We start from the raw sequence: 23,101 nt of genomic DNA on the forward strand, positions 1-23,101 counted from the left end.
GTTCTGCGACAGGAAGCGCTCGATCCGCCGCGCGCGCTGCACGGTGATCTTGTCTTCCTCGGAGAGCTCCTCGATACCGAGGATGGCGATGACCGGGACGCCCACCCGGGAGCCGGCTTCGCGCCGCGCTGCTCACATCCTCGCGAGGGCGGCGCGGACGGCCGACTCCGGTACGTCGGCGACCAGGTCCGGGCCGGTCGGGCCGTCCAGCACGAAGGACAGCCCCGACGTCGCCTTCTTGTCCCGGCGCATCAACGCGACCAGCTCGTCGTGGTCCACCCCGGCCGGCAGGGCGGTGTGGAGGCCGTAGTACGCCACCACCTCGTGGTGCTCGACCACCCGGTGCGCGTCGATCCGATCCAGGATCCCGGCCAGTCGTCCCGCGAACACCGTGCCGATGCCGACCGCCTCGCCGTGCCGGAGCCGGAAGCCGGTCGCGATCTCCAGCGCGTGCCCCAGCGTGTGGCCGTAGTTGAGGATGTGCCGCAGCCCGGCGTCGCGTTCGTCGGCGGCCACCACCTGGGCCTTGAGCGCCACGCACGCGGCGATCTGCTCGTCCACCGGCCGGTCGCGCAGGTCTCCCGCGCCGATGAAGTGCGCCCGGGCGATCTCCCCGTAGCCGTTGCGCCACTCCCGCTCCGGCAACGTGCCCAGGTGCTCGGTGTCGCAGAGCACCGCGCGGGGCTGCCAGTACACGCCCACCAGGTTCTTGCCCTCCGGCAGGTTCACCGCCGTCTTCCCGCCGACGCTGGCGTCCACCTGCGCGAGCAGCGACGTCGGCAGGTGGATCACCGCGATGCCCCGGTGGTAGAGGCCGGCGGCCAACCCGACGACGTCCGTCGTGGTGCCGCCGCCGCAGGAGACCACCGCGTCGGAGCGGGTCAACCCGAAGTCCGCGAACTCCCGGCACAACTGCTCCACCGTGGACAACGTCTTGTCGTGCTCGCCGTCGCGGGCCGGCACCACCCGGTGCGGCACCCCCGGGTCCGGCGTCCACTCGGCCGGGCGGGCGGAGACCACGACGACCCGGCGCGCACCGATCCGCGCCACCTCCGCCGGCAGCCGGTGGCGCACGCCGGGACCGATGAGCACCGGGTACGCGCGCTCGCCGAGCGCCACCTCGATCCGGGACGGCTCCGTGGCGGGACGGTCGTCGGTGCGGGTCGGGTGCATCAGGCTGCCACCTCCTGGGGGCGCAGGACGAAGGGCGGGGACGGGTCGGGGGCGTCCTGGCCGGCGCGGACCAGCCACAGCCGCAGCGCCATCGCCGCCAGCGAGTCCACCTCCGGCGCGATGCCCCACCGGTCATGGGTGAGCTGGGCGTGGTGCGCCAGCAGGAAGCCGCGCGGCACCTCGGCGGGACGGCCGACCACGTCGGCCACCTGGTGCAGGTAGCGCCGCCACGCGGCGGCGACCTCGCCGGTGAACGGCAGGTCCCCGGCCGCCAGCACGATCTTCTCCGCCCCGGCGTCGGCCTGCGTGGCAAGGTCCCGGCGCTGCGCCCCGGTCAGCGACCAGCTCCGGTCCTGCCAGTGCAGGAAGAGGAAGGCCGGCCGGTCGGCCTCCGGCATCAGCCCGGTCAGGTGCCGCAGGTGCGCCACCGCGAGGGGCAGTTCGAGGCCGGCCAGCCAGGCGCCGTCCCCGCCGAGCAGGGCCAGCGCCAGGTCGCTGCCCGCGTACGCGAGCGGCCCGCCCCGGGCGGCGTCGCGGAAAGCGTACGGGTCGGCGGCGAAGGACACGGCCGGGTCGTGCGCGAGCAGTCCCCGCCGTACGGCGTCGAGCGCGGGCGAGAACGCGTGGAAGCCGAGGCTCAGGCCCTGGTTCAGCCGGTCGAAGTACCAGTCCGACCCGGGGTCGGCGCGGCGGGCGTCGGCGACCAGCCCGGCCAGCACGGTCGGCACCATCTCGGCCACCCGCGCGTCCGGGCACCGGCCGGCCGGCACGGCGAGGCGGGCGAACAACCAGGAGCGTTCCACGGACGGCACCTCGACTGACGGCGGGCAGAGCGCGGGCGCGACGGCCGGTCTGCGGGGGTCGGCCCCATCATCGGCCTGCGGCCCGTCCCGCCGGCACGTCGCCGGTCGGAACTGGGGACGACTTAGGGGGTGACAGGGGTAGGTCGCCGCCACGGTGCTCGGAAGACTTGTGCCGTTGTACGGCGAGCGAGGTCTACGCCGCGATGAGGAGTCTCGCCGACGGACGGATGTGGTGACATGCTTCGGAGCGACCTGATCCAGCCGTTGCCCGATCTGCTCAGGGCCCACGCCGCGAGGCTCGGGAACAAGGTCGCCTTCCGCGACGAGCGCCGCGCCGTCGGGTACGCCGATCTGGAGGCGCGTACCCGGCGACTCGCCGGCCACCTGGCGGCGGCGGGCGTCGGGCGGGGCGAACGGGTGGCGATGTGCCTCGGCAACCGCGTGGAGACGGTGGAGACGTGGCTCGCCGTCACCCGGGCCGCCGCGGTGGGCGTACCGCTGAACCCGCACAGCACCGACGCGGAGCTGGCCCACCTGCTGGACGACTCCGGGGCGGTGCTCGTCGTCACCGACCCGGCGCACCTGGCCCGGCTGCTGCGGCTGCGGGCCGACCGGCCGGGCCTGCGCGTCTGGGTCGTCGGGGACGACCCCGCGCCCGAGGGCGTCACCGCGTTCCGCGACCTGGCCGACGCGGAGCCGGCCGTCGCCGCCCGCGACGACCTGGCCCTCGACGAGGTCGCCTGGATGCTCTACACCTCCGGCACCACCGGCGAGCCGAAGGGCGTGCTCTCCACCCAGCGCACCTGCCTGTGGTCGGTGGCGTCCTGCTACGTGCCGGTGCCCGGCCTCACCGACGCCGACCGGGTGGTCTGGCCGCTGCCGCTGTTCCACAGCCTGTCCCACATCGGGTGCGTGCTCAGCGTGACCGCGGTGGGCGCCACCGCCCGGCTCGTCGACGGTTTCTCCGCCGACGACGTGCTGCGCGCCGTCGCCGAGGACGAGGCCACCGTGCTGGCCGGGGTGCCGGCGATGTACCACCACCTGGTGGCCGGCGCCCGGGAGACCGGCTTCCGGGCCCCGGCCCTGCGGGTGTGCCTGGTCGGCGGGGCGATCACCACCGGGGCGCTGCGGCGCGCGTTCCACGAGGTCTTCGACGCGCCGCTGCTCGACGCGTACGGCAGCACGGAGACCTGCGGCTCGATCGCCGTCACCCGGCCCGACCGGCCCCGGGTCGAGGGATCGTGCGGGCAGCCGGTGGACGGCGTCGAGGTGCGGCTGGTCAGCCCGGAGACCGGGCTGGACGTCCCGACCGGGAACGAGGGCGAGGTCTGGGTACGCGGCCCGAGCGTCATGCTCGGCTACCACGGGCTGCCGGAGGTCACCGCCGCCGCGCTGCGCGACGGCTGGTACCGCACCGGCGACCTGGCCCGCTTCGACGCCGGCGGCAACCTGTTCGTCACCGGGCGGCACCGAGAGTTGATCATCCGGGGCGGGGAGAAGATCCACCCGGGCGAGGTGGAGGACGCGCTGCGCGCGGTGCCCGGCGTCGCCGACGTGGCGGTGACCGGCCGGCCGCACGACGTGCTCGGCGAGGTGCCCGTGGCGTTCGTCGTCCCCGGCCCGGAGGGCTTCGACCCCCGGGCCGCGTACGCGGCCTGCCGGGAGCGGCTCGCGTACCACAAGGTGCCCGAGGAACTGTACGAGATCGGGGCGGTGCCCCGGACCGCCTCCGGCAAGGTGACCCGGCGGCTGCTGCTGGAGCGGCCCGCCCGGCTGCGCGCCGTCAACGGCAGCCACCACGAGGCGCTGACCCGGATCGCCTGGCGCCCGCTGGACCTGACCGCCGCGCCGCCGGCCGGGGCCGACGCTGACGGAGCCCCGGGCCCGCGCTGGGCGGTGGTGGGCGCGGGCGGCGAGGAGCCGGCCGCCGCGCTGCGCGCCGCCGGGGCGGCGGTGCGGACGTACCCCGACCTGGCCGAGCTGGCCGCGGACGCCGACCGGCCCGACGTGACCGTGCTGGCGGTCGGGCCCGCCGGGGACGCGGCCGGTCTCGCCGACGCGGCGCGGGGCTGGCTGGACGACGAGCGGTCCGCCGACGGCCGGGTGGTGCTGCTGACCACCGGGGCCGTGGACGCGTCCACCCCGGACCGCCCCGACGCCCCCGACCTCGTCCCGTCGGCCGTCGTGGCCTGGGCGGTGGGCCGCTGCCTGCTGGCCGCGTACCCGGATCGGGTGGTGCTGGTCGACCGCGACGCCGACAGGCTCTCCCCGGCCCTGCTGCCGGCCGCCGTGGACGCCGGCGCCGCGCAGGTCGCCCTCCGCGCCGGCGCCGCCCGGCACCCGCTCCTCGCGCCGCCCCCCGCCGGCCCGCCCGCGCGGCCGGCGACGGTCGTCGACCCGGCCGGCGTCGCCCTGGTGACCGGCGCCGACGCGGTGACCGGGGCGGCCCTCGCGCGGCACCTGGTCGGCGCGCACGGCGCCCGCCGGGTGCACCTGGTCCGCACCGACCCGACGGCCGGCCTCGACGACCTGATCGCGGATCTGGTCGCGGCCGGCGCCGAGGCCACCGCGCTACGCGCCGGCCGGGCCGCGGGCGACGACGCGCCGCTCGGCGCGGTGTTCCTCTGCCCGTCCGACGACGACTTCTCCGACGACGACGCCGTCGCCCGGCTGCTCGCCCTCGCCGAGGCGCTGGACGCCCGGACCAGGCACGCCGCCGCCACGGCGTTCACCGTCCTCGCCCCGGCGGCCCTGCTGCGCGGCGCCGCCGGCCGGGCGCGGGCGGCGGCGGCCGTCGGCGCCCTGCACACCCTGGTCGCCCGCCGCCGCGCGGCGGGTCTGCCCGCCCGGCTGGTCGGTACGACCGGAGGGCTGGTCCCGGCGGCCGGGCCCGCCGGGACCGACGAATCCGTGTCGGGCGGGCCGGACCAGGCCGCAGCCGCCGTCCGCGCCGACCTCGCCGCGTTCGACGCCGCCCACGACGGCGACGACCTCGTCCTGCTCGCCGGCCCGGCCGACCCGGCGCACCCCGCCTGGCGCGCGCCCGCCGGGACCGGCCCCGCCGGCGACGCCGACGACGCCGAGTTGCGCCGCCGGCTGGCCGCGCTGACCACCGCCGAGGGCGACCGGCTCCTGCTCGGGCTGGTCCGCGCCGCCACCGCCGAGGTCGCCGGCCTGTCCGGCCCGGCGGCCGTCCGGCCGGGCCGCGCGTTCAAGGAACTCGGCTTCACCTCCGTCGCCGCCGTCGCGCTGCGCGACCGGCTGACCCGCGCCACCGGGGTACGGCTCTCCGCGACGGCCGCGTTCGACCACCCGAGCCCCGACGCCCTCGCCCGGCACCTCGCCGCCCGGCTGCGCGGCGCCGCCCCGGAGCCGGTGGCCGCCCCGGACGGGCCGGCCTGGTCCGCCGCCGACGACCCGATCGTCATCGTGGCCATGGCCTGCCGGCTGCCCGGCGGGGTCGCCTCGCCCGAGGAACTGTGGGACCTCGTCGACTCCGGGCGGGAGGGGCTGACCGGGTTCCCCACCGACCGGGGCTGGGACCTGGCCCACCTGTTCTCCAACGACCCCGACCAGCCCGGCACCTCGTACGTGCGGGTGGGCGGGTTCCTGCCCGACGCGGCGGACTTCGACGCCACCCTGTTCGCGATCAGCCCCCGCGAGGCGCTGGCCATGGACCCGCAGCAGCGGCTGCTGCTGGAGGCGTCCTGGGAGCTGTTCGAGCGGGCCGGCATCGACCCGACCTCGCTGCGTGGCAGCGCCACCGGCGTGTTCGCGGGCGTCATGCACCACGACTACGCGGCGAACCTGCGCCAGGCCCCGCCCGGCACCGAGGGCTACCTCGGCGTGGGCACCGCCGGCAGCGTCGTCTCGGGGCGGGTCGCGTACGCGCTCGGCCTGGAGGGGCCCGCGGTCACCGTCGACACCGCCTGCTCGTCGTCGCTGGTGTCGCTGCACCTGGCCGCCCAGGCCCTGCGCGCCGGGGACTGCACCCTCGCCGTGGCCGGCGGCGTCGCGATCATGGGTACGCCGCAGGCGTTCGTCGAGTTCAGCCGGCAGCGCGGGCTGGCCCCGGACGGCCGGTGCAAGGCGTTCGCCGAGGCCGCCGACGGTACGGGCTGGTCCGAGGGCGTCGCCCTGCTGCTGCTGGAACGCCTCTCCGACGCACGCCGCCACGGGCACCCCGTGCTGGCCGTGGTGCGCGGCAGCGCCGTGAACCAGGACGGCGCGTCCAACGGGCTGACCGCCCCCAGCGGGCCGGCCCAGGAGCGGGTCATCCGCCGGGCGCTGGCCGCCGCCGGGCTCACCGCCGCCGACGTGGACGCCGTCGAGGCGCACGGCACCGGCACGAGGCTCGGCGACCCGATCGAGGCGCAGGCGCTGCTGGCCACGTACGGGGCGGGACGCGGCGACGCGGAGCCGCTGCGGCTCGGCTCGCTGAAGTCCAACCTCGGCCACACCCAGGCCGCCGCCGGGGCCGCCGCAGTGATCAAGATGGTGCTCGCCATGCGGCACGGGACGCTGCCGCGCACCCTGCACGTGGACGCCCCGACCTCCGAGGTGGACTGGTCGGCGGGCGCCGTGGAACTGCTCACCGATTCCGTGCCGTGGCCCCGGACCGGCCGGCCACGCCGCGCCGGGATCTCCTCGTTCGGCATCAGCGGCACCAACGCCCACGTCATCGTCGAGGCCGCCCCCACCGCGGCGCAGGCCGTGGCGGGCCGCGCCGCCGACACCGTGGCCAGCCGCGTCGCCGAGGCTGCGCCGCAGGCCGCACCCGCTGCCGGCCCGGAGGCCCGGCCGCCCGTGCTGTGGCCGCTGTCCGGGGCCACCGGCGAGGCGCTGCGCGACCAGGCCGCCCGCCTGCTCGCCTGGCTCGACGGGCCCGGGGCGGACGCCGACCCCGCCGACGTCGGCCACGCGCTGGCCACCACCCGCGCCGCCCTGGAGCACCGGGCCGTGGTGCTGGCCGGTGACCCGGCCGCCGCCCGGGCCGGCCTGACCGCCCTCACCCGGGGCGAGGAGGAGCCCGACACCGCCGCCCTGCTGACCGGCCGGGTCGTCGACGGGCAGCTCGGCCTGCTGTTCGGCGGGCAGGGCGGCCAGCGGCCCGGCATGGGCCGCGCGCTGCACGCCGCGTACCCCGTCTTCGCCGACGCCTTCGACGCCGCCTGCGCCGAACTCGACCGCTGCCTCGCCGGCCACGCCCCGCACCGGATCGCGGACGTGGTGTTCGCGCCGGAGGGGACCGAGCCGGCCGGCCTGCTCGACCGGACCCTGTACACCCAGCCGGGCCTGTTCGCGTTCGAGGTGGCGCTGTACCGGCTGCTGGAGTCCTGGGGCGTACGCCCCGACGCCGTGGGCGGGCACTCCGTCGGCGAGCTGGCCGCCGCGCACGTCGCCGGGGTGTTCTCCCTCGCCGACGCGGCGGCCCTGGTCGCCGCCCGCGCCCGGCTCATGCAGCAGCTCCCCGACGGGGGCGCGATGGTCGCCGTCGAGGCCGACGAGGCGGAGGTGACCGGCCACCTGACCGACCGGGTGGGTCTCGCCGCCGTCAACGGCCCGACCAGCGTGGTCCTCTCCGGCGACACGGACGCCGTGCTGGCCGTCGCGGCCACCCTGCGCGCCGCCGGCCGGCGGACCAGCCGGCTACGGGTGTCGCACGCGTTCCACTCGCCGCGCATGGAGCCGATGCTCGAGGCGTTCCGCGCGGTCGCCGCCGGCCTCACCTACCGCGCCCCGCGCCTGCCGATGGTGTCCAACCTGACCGGCGAGCCGGTCGACCCGGCCCGGCTCTGCTCGCCCGAGTACTGGGTGGCGCACGTCCGGGGCACCGTCCGCTTCCTCGACGGGGTGCGCGCCCTGCGCCGCCAGGGCGTCACCACGTTCCTGGAGGTCGGCCCGGCCGGCGTGCTCACCGCGATGGCCCAGGACTGCCTGGCCGCCGAGGCCGACGACCTGGCGTTTGTGCCCGCCGTGCGCGGCGTCGACGGCGAACCCGACGCGCTGCTCGCCGCCGTGGCTCGGCTGCACACGCGGGGCGTCGCCGTGGACCTGGCCGCCGTGGCCGGCCCCGGCCCGCACCGCCGCGTCGACCTGCCCACGTACGCGTTCCAGCGCCGGCACTACTGGCTGCCGTACTCGGCGGTGGCCGGCGGCCCCGCCGACGTCGGGCTGGCCGACGCCGGGCACCCGCTGCTCGGCGCGGTGCTGCCGGTCGCCGGCACCGGGCAGGTCGTCTGCACCGGCCGGGTCGCCGCGGCCACCCACCCGTGGCTGGCCCCGCCGGCCGACGGCGCGCCGCCGCTGCTGCCCGCCACCGCCCTGCTCGACGTGCTCACCCACCTCGGCGGGCTCCTCGACGCCCCGACCGTGGAGCGGCTGACCGTCCCCGCGCCGGTGCCGCTGCCCGCCGGGCTGGCCGTGGACGTGCAGGTCACCGTCGACGGGCCGGACGAGCACCTGCGCCGGCTGGCCCGCTGCCACGTCCGGGCCGGCGACGACCAGCCCTGGCGGGAGGTGGCCGAGGCGGTGCTCGCCCCGGCCGACCCGCAGGCCGCTCCGGCGCTCTCGCACGCCGGGCCGGCCCGCTCGCCCGCCGGCGCACCGGCAGGACCGGCCGGCGCCCCCTGGCCGCCCGCCGGGGCGCGCCCCGTGGATCTCGGCACGCCACAGCGCCGCGCGCTGGCCGGCGAGCTGGCCCGGGCCGCGTGGGTCGCCGGGGACCGGCTGTACGTGGACGTACGCCTGCCGGAGGACGCCCGCGACGCCGACGCCGAGCGGTACGGCGTACACCCGCTGGTGCTGGACGCGGCCCTGCGCCTGCTGCCGCTCGCCGACTTCCCGACCGCCGAGGTCGGCGCGACCGTCGCGCCCACCGACTGGTCGGGCGTCCGGGCCCACGCCGCCGGCGCGCACGCGCTGCGGGTCTGTCTCGCCCCCGCCGGGGCGGACGCGGTCGCGCTCAGCGCCGTCGACGACGCCGGCGCGCCCGTGCTGGACGCGGACCGGGTGGTGCTGCGGGCCGTCGACCTGCCCCCCGCCGAAGCCCCGGCCGCCGCCCCGGCGCCCGCCGGCCTGTACGCCGTCGACTGGCTGCCCCCGGCCGCCCCGCCCGCGCCGGTGCCCGCCTGGACCCTCGCCGACGGCACGCCCCCGGACGGGCCGCTGCCGCCGCTGCTGGTGCTGCGGGTCGGCGACGGCGACCCCGGGCACGCCGTGCCCGAGCGGGCGCACGCCGTCGGGCTGGAGATCCTCGGCCTGCTCCAGCGCTGGCTCGACGACCCCCGCGCGGAGACCACCCGGCTCGCCCTCGCCGTGCGCGACGGCGACCCCGTGCACGCCCCGGTCGCCGGGCTGGTCCGGGTCGCCCAGGCCGAGCACCCCGACCGGTTCCTCCTGCTCACCCTCGACGCGGGCGACGACGCGGCCGTCCGCGTGGCCCTGGCCGTCGGCCTCGACGAGCCGGAGGTGGCCGTCCGCGACGGCCGCGCCCTGCTGCCCCGGCTCCGTCCGGTCGACCACCCCGCCGCACATCCCGGGCCGGCGGCGCCGCGCGCCGAGGCCGGCACCGCCCCCGGCGCGCCGCACCCGGCCCTCGCGGGCGGCACCGTGCTGGTCACCGGCGGCACCGGCGGCGTCGGCCGGCACGTCGCCACGCACCTCGCCCGCGCGCACGGCGTCGCCGAACTGGTGCTGCTCAGCCGCACCGCGCGGCCCGCCGACTGGATGACCGAGCTGACCGACGCCGGGGTCACCGTTCGGCTGGTCGCCGCCGACGTCGCCGACCGGGCCGTCCTCGAAGCGGTCATCGCCCCGCTGGCCGACCGGCTGGTCGCCGTCGTGCACGCCGCCGGGGCCACCGACGACGCGCTGCTCACCGGCCTCGACGCGGCCCGCTGGGAGCGGACCCTGCGGGCCAAGGTGCACGGCGCGTGGCACCTGCACGAGCTGACAGCCGGCCTCGACCTCGCCGCGTTCGTGCTGTTCTCCTCGGCCGCCGCCGTCTTCGGCAGCCCCGGCCAGGGCAACTACGCGGCCGGCAACGCGTTCCTCGACGCGCTCGCCGCGCACCGCCGTGCCGCCGGCCTGCCGGCCACCGCATTGGCGTGGGGCCTGTGGGCGGAAGAGGACGGCATGGCCGGCCGGCTCGGCCAGGCCGACCTGGCCCGCCTCGCCCGGGGCGGCACCCGCCCCCTCGACACCACCGCCGGCCTGGCCCTGTTCGACGCTGCGCTGCACGCCGACCGGCCCGCCCTCGTGCCGATCGGGCTGGACCTGGCCGCCGTCCGGGCCACCGGGGAGGCGCCCGCCCTGCTGCGGGCGCTGCTGCCCCCGCCGCCGCGCCGGGCCGTCAACCACGCGGAGGCCGCCACGTCCGGGTCCGGGTTCGCCGACCGGCTGGCCGGGCTGGCCGAGCCCGAGCGCGCCGCCGTGCTGCTGGACCTGGTTCGCACCCGGTGCGCCACCGTCGTCGGGCACGCCGGCCCCGAGCAGGTCGAACCCCGCCGTCCGTTCAAGGAACTCGGCTTCGACTCCCTCATGGCGGTCGAGCTGAGCAACCGGCTCTCCGCCGCCACGGGCGTCCGGCTCGCGCCGCACGCCGTTTTCAACCACCCCACCCCGGAGGCGCTCGCCGCCCACCTGCACGCCCGGCTGCTCGGCACCGCCGCCACCGAGGTCGCCGACGCGACCACCGTCGCCCTGGACGAGCCGGTCGCCGTCGTCGCCATGGCGTGCCGGTTCCCCGGCGGCATCGGCTCCCCCGAGGAGCTGTGGGGGCTGCTCGACGCGGGCGCCGACGTCGTCGGCGACCTGCCCACCGACCGGGGCTGGCCCCTCGCGGACCTGTACGACCCGGTGCCCGGCACGCCCGGGAAGACGTACGTGCGCTCGGGCGGGTTCCTCACCGGGATCGCCGACTTCGACGCCGAGTTCTTCGGCATCAGCCCCCGCGAGGCCCTCGCCATGGACCCGCAGCACCGGCTGCTGCTGGAGACCTCCTGGGAGGCCCTGGAACGGGCCGGCATCGACCCGGGCGCGCTGCGCGGCAGCCGCACCGGCGTCTTCGCCGGCACCCACGGCCAGGACTACGCCGACCAGATCGCCCCCGGCGTCCCCTCCGACGACGGGGAGGTCACCGCCGACGAGGGGCACCTGCTCACCGGCACGGCCGGCAGCGTCCTGTCCGGCCGCGTCGCGTACGCCCTCGGGCTGGAAGGGCCCGCCGTCACCGTGGACACCGCCTGCTCGGCGTCCCTCGTCGCGCTGCACCTGGCCGTCCAGGCGCTGCGCCAGGGCGACTGCGACCTGGCCCTGGCCGGCGGCGTGTCCGTGCTGTCCAGCCCCGCCGGCCTGACCGGGTTCAGCCGCCAGCGCGGCCTCGCCGCCGACGGCCGGTGCAAGGCGTTCGCGGAGGAGGCCGACGGGTTCGGCATGTCCGAGGGCGTCGGCATGCTCGTCGTCGAACGGCTCTCCGACGCCCGCCGTCGCGGCCACCCCGTCCTCGCCGTGGTGCGCGGCACCGCCGTGAACCAGGACGGCGCGTCCAACGGGCTCACCGCCCCGAACGGCCCCTCCCAGGAGCGGGTGATCCGCGCCGCGCTCGGCGCCGCCCGGCTCACCCCCGCCGACGTGGACGTGGTCGAGGCGCACGGCACCGGCACCCCGCTCGGCGACCCGATCGAGGCCGAGGCGATCCTCGCCACGTACGGCCAGCGCCCCGCCGACGCCCCGCCCGTGCTGCTCGGCTCCGTCAAGTCCAACCTCGGGCACACGCAGGCCGCGGCCGGCGTCGCCGGCGTGATCAAGATGGTGCTCGCCATGCGGCACGGCGTCCTGCCCCGCACCCTGCACGCCGAGCGGCGCACCTCCCGCGTGGACTGGGCCGCCGGGTCGGTCGAACTGCTCACCGAGGCCCGGCCGTGGCCTCACCAGGACCGGCCGGCGCGGGCCGGCGTGTCGTCGTTCGGCATCAGCGGCACCAACGCCCACGTCATCGTCGAGGCCGCCCCGGTCGACGAGCCCACCCCGGTCGACGAGCCACCCGCCGAGCCGGCCGAACCCGCCGCGCTGCCGTGGCTGCTGTCGGCCCGTACCCCCGAGGCACTGGCCGGGCAGGCCCGGCGGCTGCGCGCCCACCTCGCCGCGCACCCCGACCAGCGCCCCGTCGACGTGACCTGGTCGCTGGCCGCCACTCGGGCCGCGTTCGACGCCCGGGCCGTGCTTGTCGGCGCCGACCCCGAGCGGATCGCCGCCGCCCTCGACGCGCTCGCCGAGGGCCGGCCGGCCCCCGAGCTGGTACGCGGCGACGCCGGCCCGGCCGGCCGGTGCGTGTTCGTCTTCCCCGGCCAGGGCTCCCAGTGGCTCGGCATGGGGCTGGACCTGCTCGACCAGGCCCCCGTGTTCGCCGAGCGGATGGCCGCCTGCGACGCCGCGCTGCGGCCGCACCTGGACTGGTCGCTGCTGGACGTGCTGCGCCAGACCCCCGGCGCGCCGAGCCTCGACCAGGTCGACGTGGTGCAGCCCGCCCTGTTCGCCATGATGGTGTCGCTGGCCGAGCTGTGGCGCTCGTACGGCGTGCAGCCGGCCGCCGTGGTCGGCCACTCGCAGGGCGAGATCGCCGCCGCCTGCGTCGCCGGGATCCTCTCCCTGCCCGACGCCGCCCGCGTCGTGGCGCTGCGCAGCCGCGCCATCCGGGCCCTCGCCGGGCACGGGGCGATGGCCTCGGTCGCGCTGCCCGCCGACGTGGTCCGCGAGCGGGTCGCCCCGTACGGGGACCGGATCGCCGTGGCCGCCGTCAACGGCCCCGCCGCCGTGGTGGTCTCCGGCGAGGAGGCCGCCGTCGAGGAACTGCTCGCGAGCCTGGCCGCCGAGAACGCCCGGGTACGCCGCATCGCCGTCGACTACGCCTCCCACTCCGCGCACGTCGAACGCATCCGCGACGAACTGGCCGACGCCCTCGCCGGCATCACGCCCGGCCCGGCCGCCGTGCCGATGTTCTCCACCACCGACCTGCGCTGGGTCGACGGCACCGAGCTGGGCCCCGACTACTGGTACCGCAACCTGCGTCAGCCCGTCGAGCTGGAACGGGCCGTCCGGGCGCTGGCCGCCGAGGGCCACGACACGTACGTCGAGTGCAGCCCCCACCCGGTGCTCACCGTCGGCATCGAGGAGACCCTCGCCGACCACGACACCATCGTGGTCGGCTCGGTGCAGCGCGACCAGGGCGACCGGGCCCGGTTCCTGCTCTCCCTGGCCCAGCTGCACGTGGCCGGGGTGCCGGTGGACTGGCGGCCGGCCCTGGCCGGCGGGCGCCACGTCGACCTGCCCACGTACGCGTTCGCCCACCGCCGCTACTGGCCCCGCCCCGTCAGCGGCCCCGGCGACGTGGGCGCCGCCGGCCTCGACGCCGCCGGGCACCCGCTGCTCGGCGCGTCCGTGGCCCTCGCCGAGGCGAAGGGCCACCTGCTCACCGGCCGGCTCTCCGCCGCCGCCCAGCCGTGGCTGGCCGACCACCGGGTCATGGAGACCGTGCTCGTGCCCGGCACCGGCCTGGTCGAGCTGTGCCTGCGCGCCGGCGACGAGGTCGGCTGCCCCGGCCTCGACGAGATGGTCATCGAGGCGCCGCTCGCCCTGCCCGCCGACGGGGCGACCCAGGTGCAGGTGGCCGTGGGCCCGGCCGGCGACGACGGCCGCCGCCCGGTGACCCTGCACTCCCGGCCCGCCGACGACCCGGCCGACGCCCCGTGGACCCGGCACGCCACCGCCACCCTGTCCACCGCCGACTCGCCGGCCCCGCCCGCGGACCTCGCCGCCTGGCCGCCGCCGCACGCCCGCGCCGTCGACCTGGCCGGCTTCTACGCCGGGCTCGCCGCCGACGGGTACGCGTACGGGCCCGCGTTCCAGGGGCTGCGCGCCGTGTGGACCAGCGGCGACGAGGTGTACGCCGAGGTGGAGCTGCCCCCGGCCGAGCGGGCCGAAGCCGCCCGCTACGGGCTGCACCCGGCCCTGCTCGACGCCGCACTGCACGCCGCGCACTTCGGCGGCCTCGCCAAGGCCGGGGCGGGACGGCTGCTGCTGCCGTTCGCCTGGAACGGCGTCACCCTGCACGCCGCCGGCGCCACCGCGCTGCGCGTCCGCGTCACCCAGGTCGCGCCGCACGCCATCGCCCTGACCGTCGCCGACGCGGCCGGCGAGCCGGTCGCCGAGGTGGCGTCCCTGGCCATGCGCCCCATCTCCCGCGCCGAGCTCGGCGCCGAGGACGCCAGCGTCCGCGACGCCCTGTTCCGCCTCGGCTGGCAGCCGCTGGCCGCCCCGGAGCCGGCCGGACCGGCCCGGGTCGTGGCGCTCGGCCCGGCCGTCGCGGGGCTCCCGCACCATCCCAACCTGACCGCCCTGGCCCGTGCGGTCGACGACGGCGCGCCCCCGCCGGACGCCGTCCTCGCCCCGCTCGGCGGTGCCCACCCCGTGCCGAACGGGCCGGACACGGGCGGCGCCGGGACTGCGGCCGGCACCGACCGGGCACGCGGCGTCGCCGCCGAGGCGCTCGCCCTCGTCCAGGGCTGGCTCGCCGACCCCCGCTGGGCGGAGACCCCGCTGGTCCTGCTCACCCGGGGCGCGGTCGGCGTGCACAGCCCCGCCGAGGTGACCGACCCGGACGCGGCGACCGCCTGGGGTCTGGTGCGCTCCGCGCAGTCCGAGCACCCCGACCGGTTCGTCCTGCTCGACGCCGACGCCGAGCCCACCGCCGCCGACCTCGCCGCCGTCCTCGCCGCCGGGGAGCCCCAGGTGGCGCTGCGCGGCGGCGCCCCGCACGCCCCCCGGCTGGCCCGCCGCGCCGACGCGCCGACGCTCACGCCGCCGGCCGGCGCGGACGCCTGGCGGCTGGACGTCCCGACGCGCGGCAGCCTGGAGAACCTCGCCCTCGTCGCCACCGACGCCGCCGACGCGCCGCTCGGCCCGCTGGACGTGCGGGTCCGGGTACGCGCCGCCGGCCTCAACTTCCGCGACGTGCTCAACGCGCTCGGCCTCTACCCGGGCGACCCCGGCCCGCCCGGCGGCGAGGCCGCCGGCGTGGTCACCGAGGTCGGCGCGGCCGTCACCGACCTGCGCCCCGGCGACCCGGTGCTCGGCGTCTTCGTCGGCTGCTTCGGCCCGGTCGCGGTCACCGACCGCCGGCTGCTCGTGCCGGTTCCCGCCGGCTGGACGTTCGCGCAGGCCGCCTCGGTGCCGGTGGTGTTCCTCACCGCGTACCACGGGCTGGTCAACCTGGCCCGGCTGCGGGCCGGCGAGTCCGTGCTGGTGCACGCCGCCGCCGGCGGCGTCGGCATGGCCGCCGTCCAGCTCGCCCGCCACCTCGGCGCCGACGTGTACGCCACCGCCAGCCCCGGCAAGTGGCCCGCCCTGCGGGCCATGGGCGTACCCGACGACCATCTCGCCTCGTCCCGCACCCTCGACTTCGAGGCGGCGTTCCTCGCCGCCACCGACGGACGCGGCGTCGACGTCGTGCTCGACTCCCTCGCCCGGGAGTTCGTCGACGCGTCGCTGCGGCTGCTGCCCCGCGGCGGCCGGTTCGTCGAGATGGGCAAGACCGACCTGCGCGACCCCGACCAGGTCGCCGCCGACCATCCCGGCGTCGCCTACCAGGCGTACGACCTGACCACCGTCGACCCCGACGAGATCCAGCGGATGCTCGTCGAGCTGATGGGCCTGTTCGCGGCCGGGACGCTCACCCCGCTGCCGGTACGCGCCTGGGACGTCCGCCAGGCGCCCGACGCCTTCCGGTACGTCAGCCAGGCCCGGCACGTCGGCAAGGTCGTGCTCACCATGCCGGCCCGCTGGCAGCCCGACGGCACCGTCCTCGTCACCGGCGGCACCGGCCTGCTCGGCGGGCTCGTCGCCCGCCGCCTGGTCACCCGGCACGGGGTACGCCACCTCCTGCTCGCCAGCCGCGGCGGCCCGGACGCCCCCGGCGCGGCCGAGCTGACCGGGGAGCTGACCGCCCTCGGCGCCACCGTCACCGTGGCCGCCGCCGACGTCGCCGACCGCGACGCCGTGGCCCGGCTGGTCGCCGCCGTCCCGGCCGAGCACCCGCTCACCGCCGTGGTCCACCTCGCCGGTGTCCTCGACGACGGCGTCGTCACCGCGCTCACCCCCGAGCGGATCGACACCGTGTTCCGGCCCAAGGTGGACGCCGCCCGCCACCTCGACGAGGCGACCCGCCACCTCGACCTCGCCGCGTTCGTGCTGTTCTCCTCCGGCGCCGGCGTGTTCGGCGTACCCGGGCAGGGCAACTACGCCGCCGCCAACGCGTACCTCGACGCGCTCGCCCACGCCCGCCGCGGCGCCGGCCTGCCCGCCCAGTCGTACGCGTGGGGCCTCTGGGAGCAGGCCAGCGCGATGACCGCCAAGCTGGACTGCACCGACCCCCGGATCACCTCCCGCGACGGCCAGCTCGCCATCCCCTCCGACCTCGGGATGGCCCTGTTCGACGCCGGGCTGGCCGCGCCCGAGGAGCACCTGGTGCCCACCCGGGTCGACGTGGCCGCCCTCGCCGACCGGGCCGCCGTACCCGCGCTCATGCGCGGCCTGGTGCGGCGCGAACGCCCCCGCGCCCGGTCGGCGGCGGCCGGAGCCGGCCGGGACCTCGCCGGCCGGCTCCGGGCGCTCACCGCCGCCGAGCAGTCGGCCCTGCTGCTCGACCTGGTGCGCGCCGAGGCGGCCACCGTGCTCGGTCACGCCAGCCCGGACGCCATCCGGCCCGGCCAGGCGTTCAACGAGATCGGCTTCGACTCGCTGACCGCCGTCGAGCTGCGCAACCGGCTCGCCGAGGCCACCGGCCACCGGCTGCCCGCGACGGTGATCTTCGACTACCCGGACCCGACCGCGCTGGCCGGCCACCTGCGCGCCCAGCTCGTCCCCGACGGCGGCGAGGCCGTCCCGGCGATCCTCACCGAGCTGGAGAGCCTGGAGCGGGCGCTGACCGAGACGGTGGTCGAGCCGGAGCTGCACACCCAGGTCGCCGCCCGGCTGGAGGTGCTGGTCGCCAAGTGGCGCACGATGCGCGGCGCGTCCGCCACCGACGACGACCTCGACCTCGACGACGCCAGCGACGACGAGATCTTCAGCCTGATCGACCAGGAACTCGGGCTCTGACGCGGGCCCGACGCGGACTACACGAGGGACGGCGATGACCGACGTACTGATCGTGGGCTACGGCCCGGTCGGGCAGGTGGCGGCGATCCTGCTCGCCCAGCGCGGCCTCACCGTACGGGTGGTGGAGAAGCACACCACCCCGTACAGCATGCCCCGGGCCGTGTCGTACGACGGCGAGGCCAGCCGCATCCTCGCCGCCTGCGGCCTGGCCGACGTGCTCGCGCCGGCCGCCGACGACCCGGTCACCGAGCTGTCCGGCGAGTACACCTGGAAGAACGGCTTCGGCCGGACCCTGCTGCACGTCAAGGTCGCCGAGGACGGCCCCGCCGGCTGGCCCGACTCCACCTCCTTCTACCAGCCCGGCCTGGAGGACCGCCTCGCCGAGCGGGGCGCCGCCCTGCCCGGCGTGGAGGTGCTGCGCGGGCTGGAGGTGACGGCGCTGGCCGACCACGGCGACCGGGTGGACGTCACCGCCGTCGACGCGGCCGGCGCCGAGCACTCCTTCACCGCCGGCTGGGTGCTCGGCTGCGACGGGGCGAACAGCTTCGTCCGCCGCTGGCTCGACGCGGGCGTCACCGACCTCGGCTTCACCCACGACTGGCTGGTCTGTGACGTCGTGCTCAACGAGCCGGTCGAGTTCAAGCCCAACAACCTGCAGATCTGCGACCCGGCCCGCCCCCGCACCGCCGTCTCCGCCGGACCCGGCCACCGCCGCTGGGAGTTCATGCGGGTGCCGGGGGAGACCCTGGAGGAGTTCCAGAGCCTCGACAGCGTGTGGCGGCTGCTCGGCCTGTTCGACATCACCCCCGACACCGCCCGCCTCGACCGCTACGGCGTCTACACCACCCAGGCCTGCTACGCCGACCGGTGGCGCTCCGGCCGGGTGTTCCTCGCCGGGGACGCCGCCCACGTCATGCCCCCGTTCCTCGGCCAGGGCATGAGCTCCGGTTTCCGCGACGCGGTCAACCTGGCCTGGAAGCTGGACCTCGTCCACCGGGGCCTCGCCGACCCGGCGCTGCTCGACACGTACGAGGTGGAGCGGCGGGCGCACGTGCAGCACGCCATCCGGATGTCCATCGACTCCGGCAAGGTGATCTGCGAGACCGATCCCAAGCAGGCCGCCGGCCGCGACTCGGTGATGCTCGCCGCGCTGCGCCGGCGTACCCAGCAGCGGCACGCCCGGTCGCTGCGCGAGGCCGTCGTCGACGGCGTGCTGCACCGTGCCGCCGACGGCGCGCCCGCCCCGCACGCCGGGCACCCCGCGCCCCAGGGCCGGGTGACCGCCGGCGGACGGACCGGACGCCTCGACGAGGTCGTCGGCACCGGCTTCGTGCTCCTCACCCGCGACGACCCGGCCCCCGGCCTCGACGTGGACCGGGCGGCGTTCCTCGACGTCCTCGACGCCCGCCGGGTCACCGTCCGCCCCGGCGACGCCGCCTCCGCCGCCGACGGCGACGTCGTCGACCTCGACGGCGTCCTCCTGACGTACCTGGACGGCGCGGCCGCCGATGCCGTGCTGATCCGGCCCGACTTCTACGTCTTCGGCGTGGCGGCGGGCCCCGACGGCCTGGCCGCCCTGGTGGACGACCTGCGCCAGCAGGTGTCCGCCCGGGCGCTGCAACCCTGACCACCACTGGAGAAGGAGCCCCACTTGCTGGAGAACATGCGCACCCTCGGCCGGCTCATCCGGACCCTGACCACCAAGGACCCGGTCACCCGCGTCCGCCGCTTCTACGAGATCCAGTCCCCGGGCGTGGAGTTCGCCGCCCGCACCACCCGCTACATGAACGTCGGGTACTGGGAGGAGGGCGTCACCAGCCTCGACGTGGCCGGCGAGGCGCTGGCCATGAAGCTCGCCGACGCCGCCGGCTTCAAGCCCGACGACACCGTCCTCGACGTCGGGTTCGGCTACGGCGACCAGGACTTCGCCTGGCTGCGGGACCGCCGGGTGGCCAAGGTGCACGGGATCAACGTGACCCCCCGGCACGTCGAGCACGCCCAGGCCCGCGCCCGCGAGGAGGGCCTCGCCGAGCAGGCCCAGTTCCAGCTCGGCACCGCCACCGCACTGCCGTTCGAGGACAACACGTTCGACCGGGTGGTGGCCCTGGAGTCGGCGTTCCACTTCTACCCGCGCAGCGCCTTCTTCTCCGAGGCGTTCCGGGTGCTGAAGCCGGGCGGCACCCTCGCCACCGCCGACATCATCCCGCTGAGCAACGGCACCCCCCGGATGTCGATCAGCGCCGGCCCGCTCAGCTTCGTCAAGTTCAGCATCCCCGACGAGAACTGGCACGACCGGGCCGGCTACGCCGAGCAGCTGACCGCCGCCGGCTTCGCCAACGCCGACGTGCAGTCCATCCAGGACCGCACCTGGGAGGGCTGGCGGCAGTTCCAGGCCAGCCGGCCCAGCGACCCGGCCTTCCAGGCCGAGGTCGAGCGCAGCGCGGTCAAGGGCATGGCCAACCACTGGCGCGACGAGAAGCTGATCAAGAAGGAGCTGGCGCTGCTGGACTACGTCATCGCCGTCGGCCACAAGTCGTGACACGCCGCGGCCCCCGCCGCCCCGGGTCGTCCCGGGCGGCGGGGGCCGCGCCGTCTCCGCGTGCGCGTCCGCGCGGTCAGCCGACCGCCGTCCGGGCCAGGGCCGCCGAGATGGTACGCAGGATCGCCGCCTGGTGCTGGGCCAGGAAGAAGTGCCCGCCCGGGAAGACGTGCAGGTCGAACGCGCCCGTGGTGTGCTGCTCCCACGCCTTCGCCTCGTCGACCGTGGCCTTCGGGTCGTCGTCGCCGGTGAACACCGTCACCGGGCAGCTCAGCGCCGGCCCCGGCGTGTACTCGTACGTCTCCGCCGCCCGGTAGTCGTTGCGGATCGCCGGCAGCGCCGCCCGCAGCAGCTCCGGGTCACCCAGCACGGCGGCGTTCGTGCCGCTCAGCTTCTTCATGTCGGCGAGCAGGCCCTCGTCGTCGAGCAGGTGCACCGTCTCGTGCCGGTGGCACGACGGCGCCCGCCGCCCGGACGGGAACAGGTGCGCCGCCGGCCGCCCCGTCTCCGCCTCCATCAGCCGTGCCACCTCGAAGCCCAGCGTCGCGCCCATGCTGTGCCCGAAGATCGCCAGCGGCTGGTCCAGCCACGGCTTCAGCACCCCGAACACCTGCCGGGCCAGTTCCGGGATCGTGCCGACGCACGGCTCGTGGCGGCGGTCCTGCCGCCCCGGGTACTGGATGGCGAGAACCTCCACGGCCGGCGACAGCGCCCGCGACACCGGGAAGTAGAAACTCGCGGACCCTCCGGCGTGCGGCAGGCACACCAGCCGCGGGGCTCCGGCCGGCGCCGGGTGGAACCGGCGGACCCACAGGCCGTTGTCTGAGTCGGTCATTCGTACACGGTCCTTCCACCGGTGGCGCCGCCGTCAACGCGGGCGCCGTGCGATCAAACGGACGCTAATCGGATCCACCGGGCCGGGACCACCCCTAGCGGACGGCGGCGTGGGTTAGGGGTTGTCGCAGGTCATCGCGACGCCATAGCTTTCCCCCGCAGAGGGGACCCGTGGCTCTCGGCAGAATTGTGCTCAAGGGACGACAACCGATCTGGCCTGAGGAATTCGCGCATTCGTACCGTCGCCTACGTCAGGTCTCCGCCGGCCACCGCGATGGGTCAGGTTGATGGACACCGAAGAAAAGCTCCGGGAGTACCTGAAGAGGGTCACCACCGACCTGCGCCGGACCCGGCAACGGCTCCGTGACGTCGAGGACGAGGCGCAGCAGCCCATCGCCATCGTCGGCATGGCCTGCCGCTTCCCCGGCGGGATCACCTCCCCCGAGGCGCTGTGGGATCTCGTCGCCGCGTCCGGTGACGCCGTCGGCCCCTTCCCGACCGACCGCGGCTGGGACCTCGCCGAGCTGTACGACCCGACCCGGGAACGCCCCGGGACGTCCTGCGTACGCGAGGGCGGCTTCGTCCACGACGCGGGTGACTTCGACCCGCGCTTCTTCGGCATCTCGCCCCGCGAGGCCCTGGCCATGGACCCGCAGCAGCGGCTGCTGCTGGAAACCTCGTGGGAGGCGTTCGAGTCCGCAGGTGTCGACCCTCTCGGGCTGAAGGGCGCCCGCGTCGGCGTCTTCGCCGGGCTCACCCACGCCGACTACGCCGCCGGCGCCGCCGACGTGCCCGACGGCGTCGTCGACTACCTCGGCCTCGGCAACGCCGGCAGCATCAGCTCCGGCCGGGTCGCGTACGCGTTCGGCTTCGAGGGGCCGGCGGTGACCGTCGACACCGCGTGCTCGTCCTCGCTGGTGGCGCTGCACCTCGCCGTGCAGTCGCTGCGCTCCGGCGAGTCCGACCTGGCCCTGGCCGGCGGCGTGACGGTCATGCCCACGCCCGCCGTGTTCGTCGACTTCACCCGCCAGGGCAACCTGTCCATGTCCGCCCGGTGCCGGGCGTTCGCCGACGGTGCCGACGGCACCTCCCTCGCCGAGGGCGTCGGCATGCTCCTCGTCGAGCGGCTGTCCGACGCGCAGCGCATGGGCCACCGGGTGCTCGCGGTGGTGCGGGGGACCGCCGTCAATCAGGACGGGGCGTCGAACGGGTTGACGGCGCCGAACGGCCCGTCGCAGCAGCGGGTGATCCGGCAGGCTCTGGCGAACGCGCGGTTGTCGGCGTCCGACGTCGACGTGGTGGAGGCGCACGGCACGGGTACCACCCTGGGTGATCCGATCGAGGCGCAGGCCCTCCTCGCCACGTACGGCCAGGGCCGCGACGGCGCGGAGCCGCTGCTGCTGGGGTCGATCAAGTCGAACATCGGTCACACGCAGGCCGCCGCGGGTGTGGCGGGTGTGATCAAGATGGTCCTCGCGATGCGGCACGGTGTGGTGCCGGCGTCGCTGCATGTGGATGTGCCGTCGTCGAAGGTGGACTGGTCGTCGGGGGCTGTCGCGCTTGCTACCGAGTCGGCGCCGTGGCCGGTGGTGGGTCGGCCGCGTCGGGCGGCGGTGTCGTCGTTCGGGATCTCGGGGACGAACGCGCATGTGATCGTGGAGCAGGCGGAGGCGGTTGCGGTCGAGGCGTCGGCCGTGCCGGGTCTGTCGGTGGTGCCGTGGTTGGTGTCGGGGCGGTCGGCGGAGGCGTTGTCCGGTCAGGCTGCGCGGTTGGCGGAGTTCGCCCGGCGCGGGTCCTCGGATGTGGTGGAGGCGGGCTGGTCCCTGGCCACCGCTCGGGCGGCGTTGGAGCACCGGGCGGTGGTCCTCGGCGCCGATCGGGACGAGTTGCTGGCGGGCCTCGACGTCCTCGCAGGGGCGGGTGGGGCGGGCACCGTCGTCTCGGGTGAGGTGGTTACCGGCCGTCGGGCGTTCCTGTTCACGGGTCAGGGTTCGCAGCGGGTGGGGATGGGTCGGGAGCTGTACGACTCGTTCCCGGTGTTCGCCTCGGCCCTCGACGAGGTGTGTGGGCACCTGGACCGGGTGCTGCCGCAGCCGTTGAAGTCGGTGCTGTTCGCGGATGCGGGCTCCGCCGGGGCCGAGCTGTTGGATCAGACCGTCTACACGCAGGCGGGGTTGTTTGCGGTTGAGGTGGCTCTGTATGAGTTGTTGTTGTCGTGGGGTGTGCGGCCGGACTATCTGGCTGGGCATTCGATTGGTGAGGTGACTGCCGCCTATGTGGCGGGGGTGTTGTCGTTGGAGGATGCCTGCAAGCTGGTGGCGGCGCGTGGGTCTCTGATGCAGGCGTTGCCGGCTGGTGGCGGGATGCTGGCTGTGGGTGCGTCCGAGGGCGAGGTTCGTGGGCTGGTCGGTGACGTGGTGGACGTTGCGGCGGTGAACGGGCCGGGGTCGGTGGTGCTGTCGGGTGCGCTGTCGGTGCTTGATGGGGTCGCCGAGCGGTGCGTCGGGCGGGGTTGGCGGGTCAAGCGGTTGTCGGTGAGTCACGCGTTCCACTCGCGCCTGATGGAGCCGATGCTGGACGACTTCCGCGCGGTCCT

General features: G+C 76.8%; 7 protein-coding genes. 4 read left to right on the forward strand and 3 right to left on the reverse strand.

Annotation, left to right across the window (positions count from 1 at the left end):
• Window positions 1-132: 132 nt before the first annotated feature.
• Entirely contained in the window at window positions 133-1,173 is a 1,041-nt protein-coding gene (locus ABZ793_RS32315) for a 3-dehydroquinate synthase family protein (RefSeq protein WP_357464354.1), read from the reverse strand.
• A complete protein-coding gene (locus tag ABZ793_RS32320) occupies window positions 1,173-1,976 on the reverse strand; it encodes a hypothetical protein (protein WP_357464356.1) in 804 nt (267 codons plus the stop codon). Before ABZ793_RS32320 ends, ABZ793_RS32315 begins: the two co-directional genes overlap by 1 nt.
• Window positions 1,977-2,213: 237 nt before the next feature.
• Here ABZ793_RS32320 and ABZ793_RS32325 point away from each other — a divergent pair, with 237 nt between their 5' ends.
• Genes ABZ793_RS32325 through ABZ793_RS32335 form a run of 3 tightly spaced genes read left to right on the forward strand, consistent with a single transcriptional unit; the run spans window position 2,214 to window position 19,671 of the window.
• Window positions 2,214-17,132: an SDR family NAD(P)-dependent oxidoreductase gene (locus ABZ793_RS32325; RefSeq protein ID WP_357464358.1), complete on the forward strand. Its 14,919-nt coding sequence runs from the start codon at window positions 2,214-2,216 to the stop codon at window positions 17,130-17,132.
• Between the two features lie 34 nt (window positions 17,133-17,166).
• Complete coding sequence (locus tag ABZ793_RS32330) at window positions 17,167-18,759, forward strand: bifunctional 3-(3-hydroxy-phenyl)propionate/3-hydroxycinnamic acid hydroxylase (RefSeq protein WP_357464360.1); 1,593 nt, start codon at window positions 17,167-17,169, stop codon at window positions 18,757-18,759.
• A 24-nt stretch (window positions 18,760-18,783) separates the two neighbouring features.
• A complete protein-coding gene (locus ABZ793_RS32335) occupies window positions 18,784-19,671 on the forward strand; it encodes a methyltransferase domain-containing protein (protein ID WP_357464363.1) in 888 nt (295 codons plus the stop codon).
• Between the two features lie 76 nt (window positions 19,672-19,747).
• Here the strand turns inward: ABZ793_RS32335 and ABZ793_RS32340 are convergent, their stop codons facing one another.
• Window positions 19,748-20,506, reverse strand: coding sequence for an alpha/beta fold hydrolase (locus tag ABZ793_RS32340; RefSeq protein ID WP_357464365.1), 759 nt, complete (start codon window positions 20,504-20,506; stop codon window positions 19,748-19,750).
• Between the two features lie 286 nt (window positions 20,507-20,792).
• On the opposite strand from ABZ793_RS32340, the gene ABZ793_RS32345 reads away from it, so the two are divergent.
• A partial coding sequence (locus ABZ793_RS32345) for a type I polyketide synthase (protein WP_357464367.1) occupies window positions 20,793-23,101 on the forward strand: 2,309 nt, incomplete at its 3' end.

This window comes from Micromonospora sp. NPDC047465 (assembly GCF_040643125.1).
Lineage (GTDB): Bacteria > Actinomycetota > Actinomycetes > Mycobacteriales > Micromonosporaceae > Micromonospora.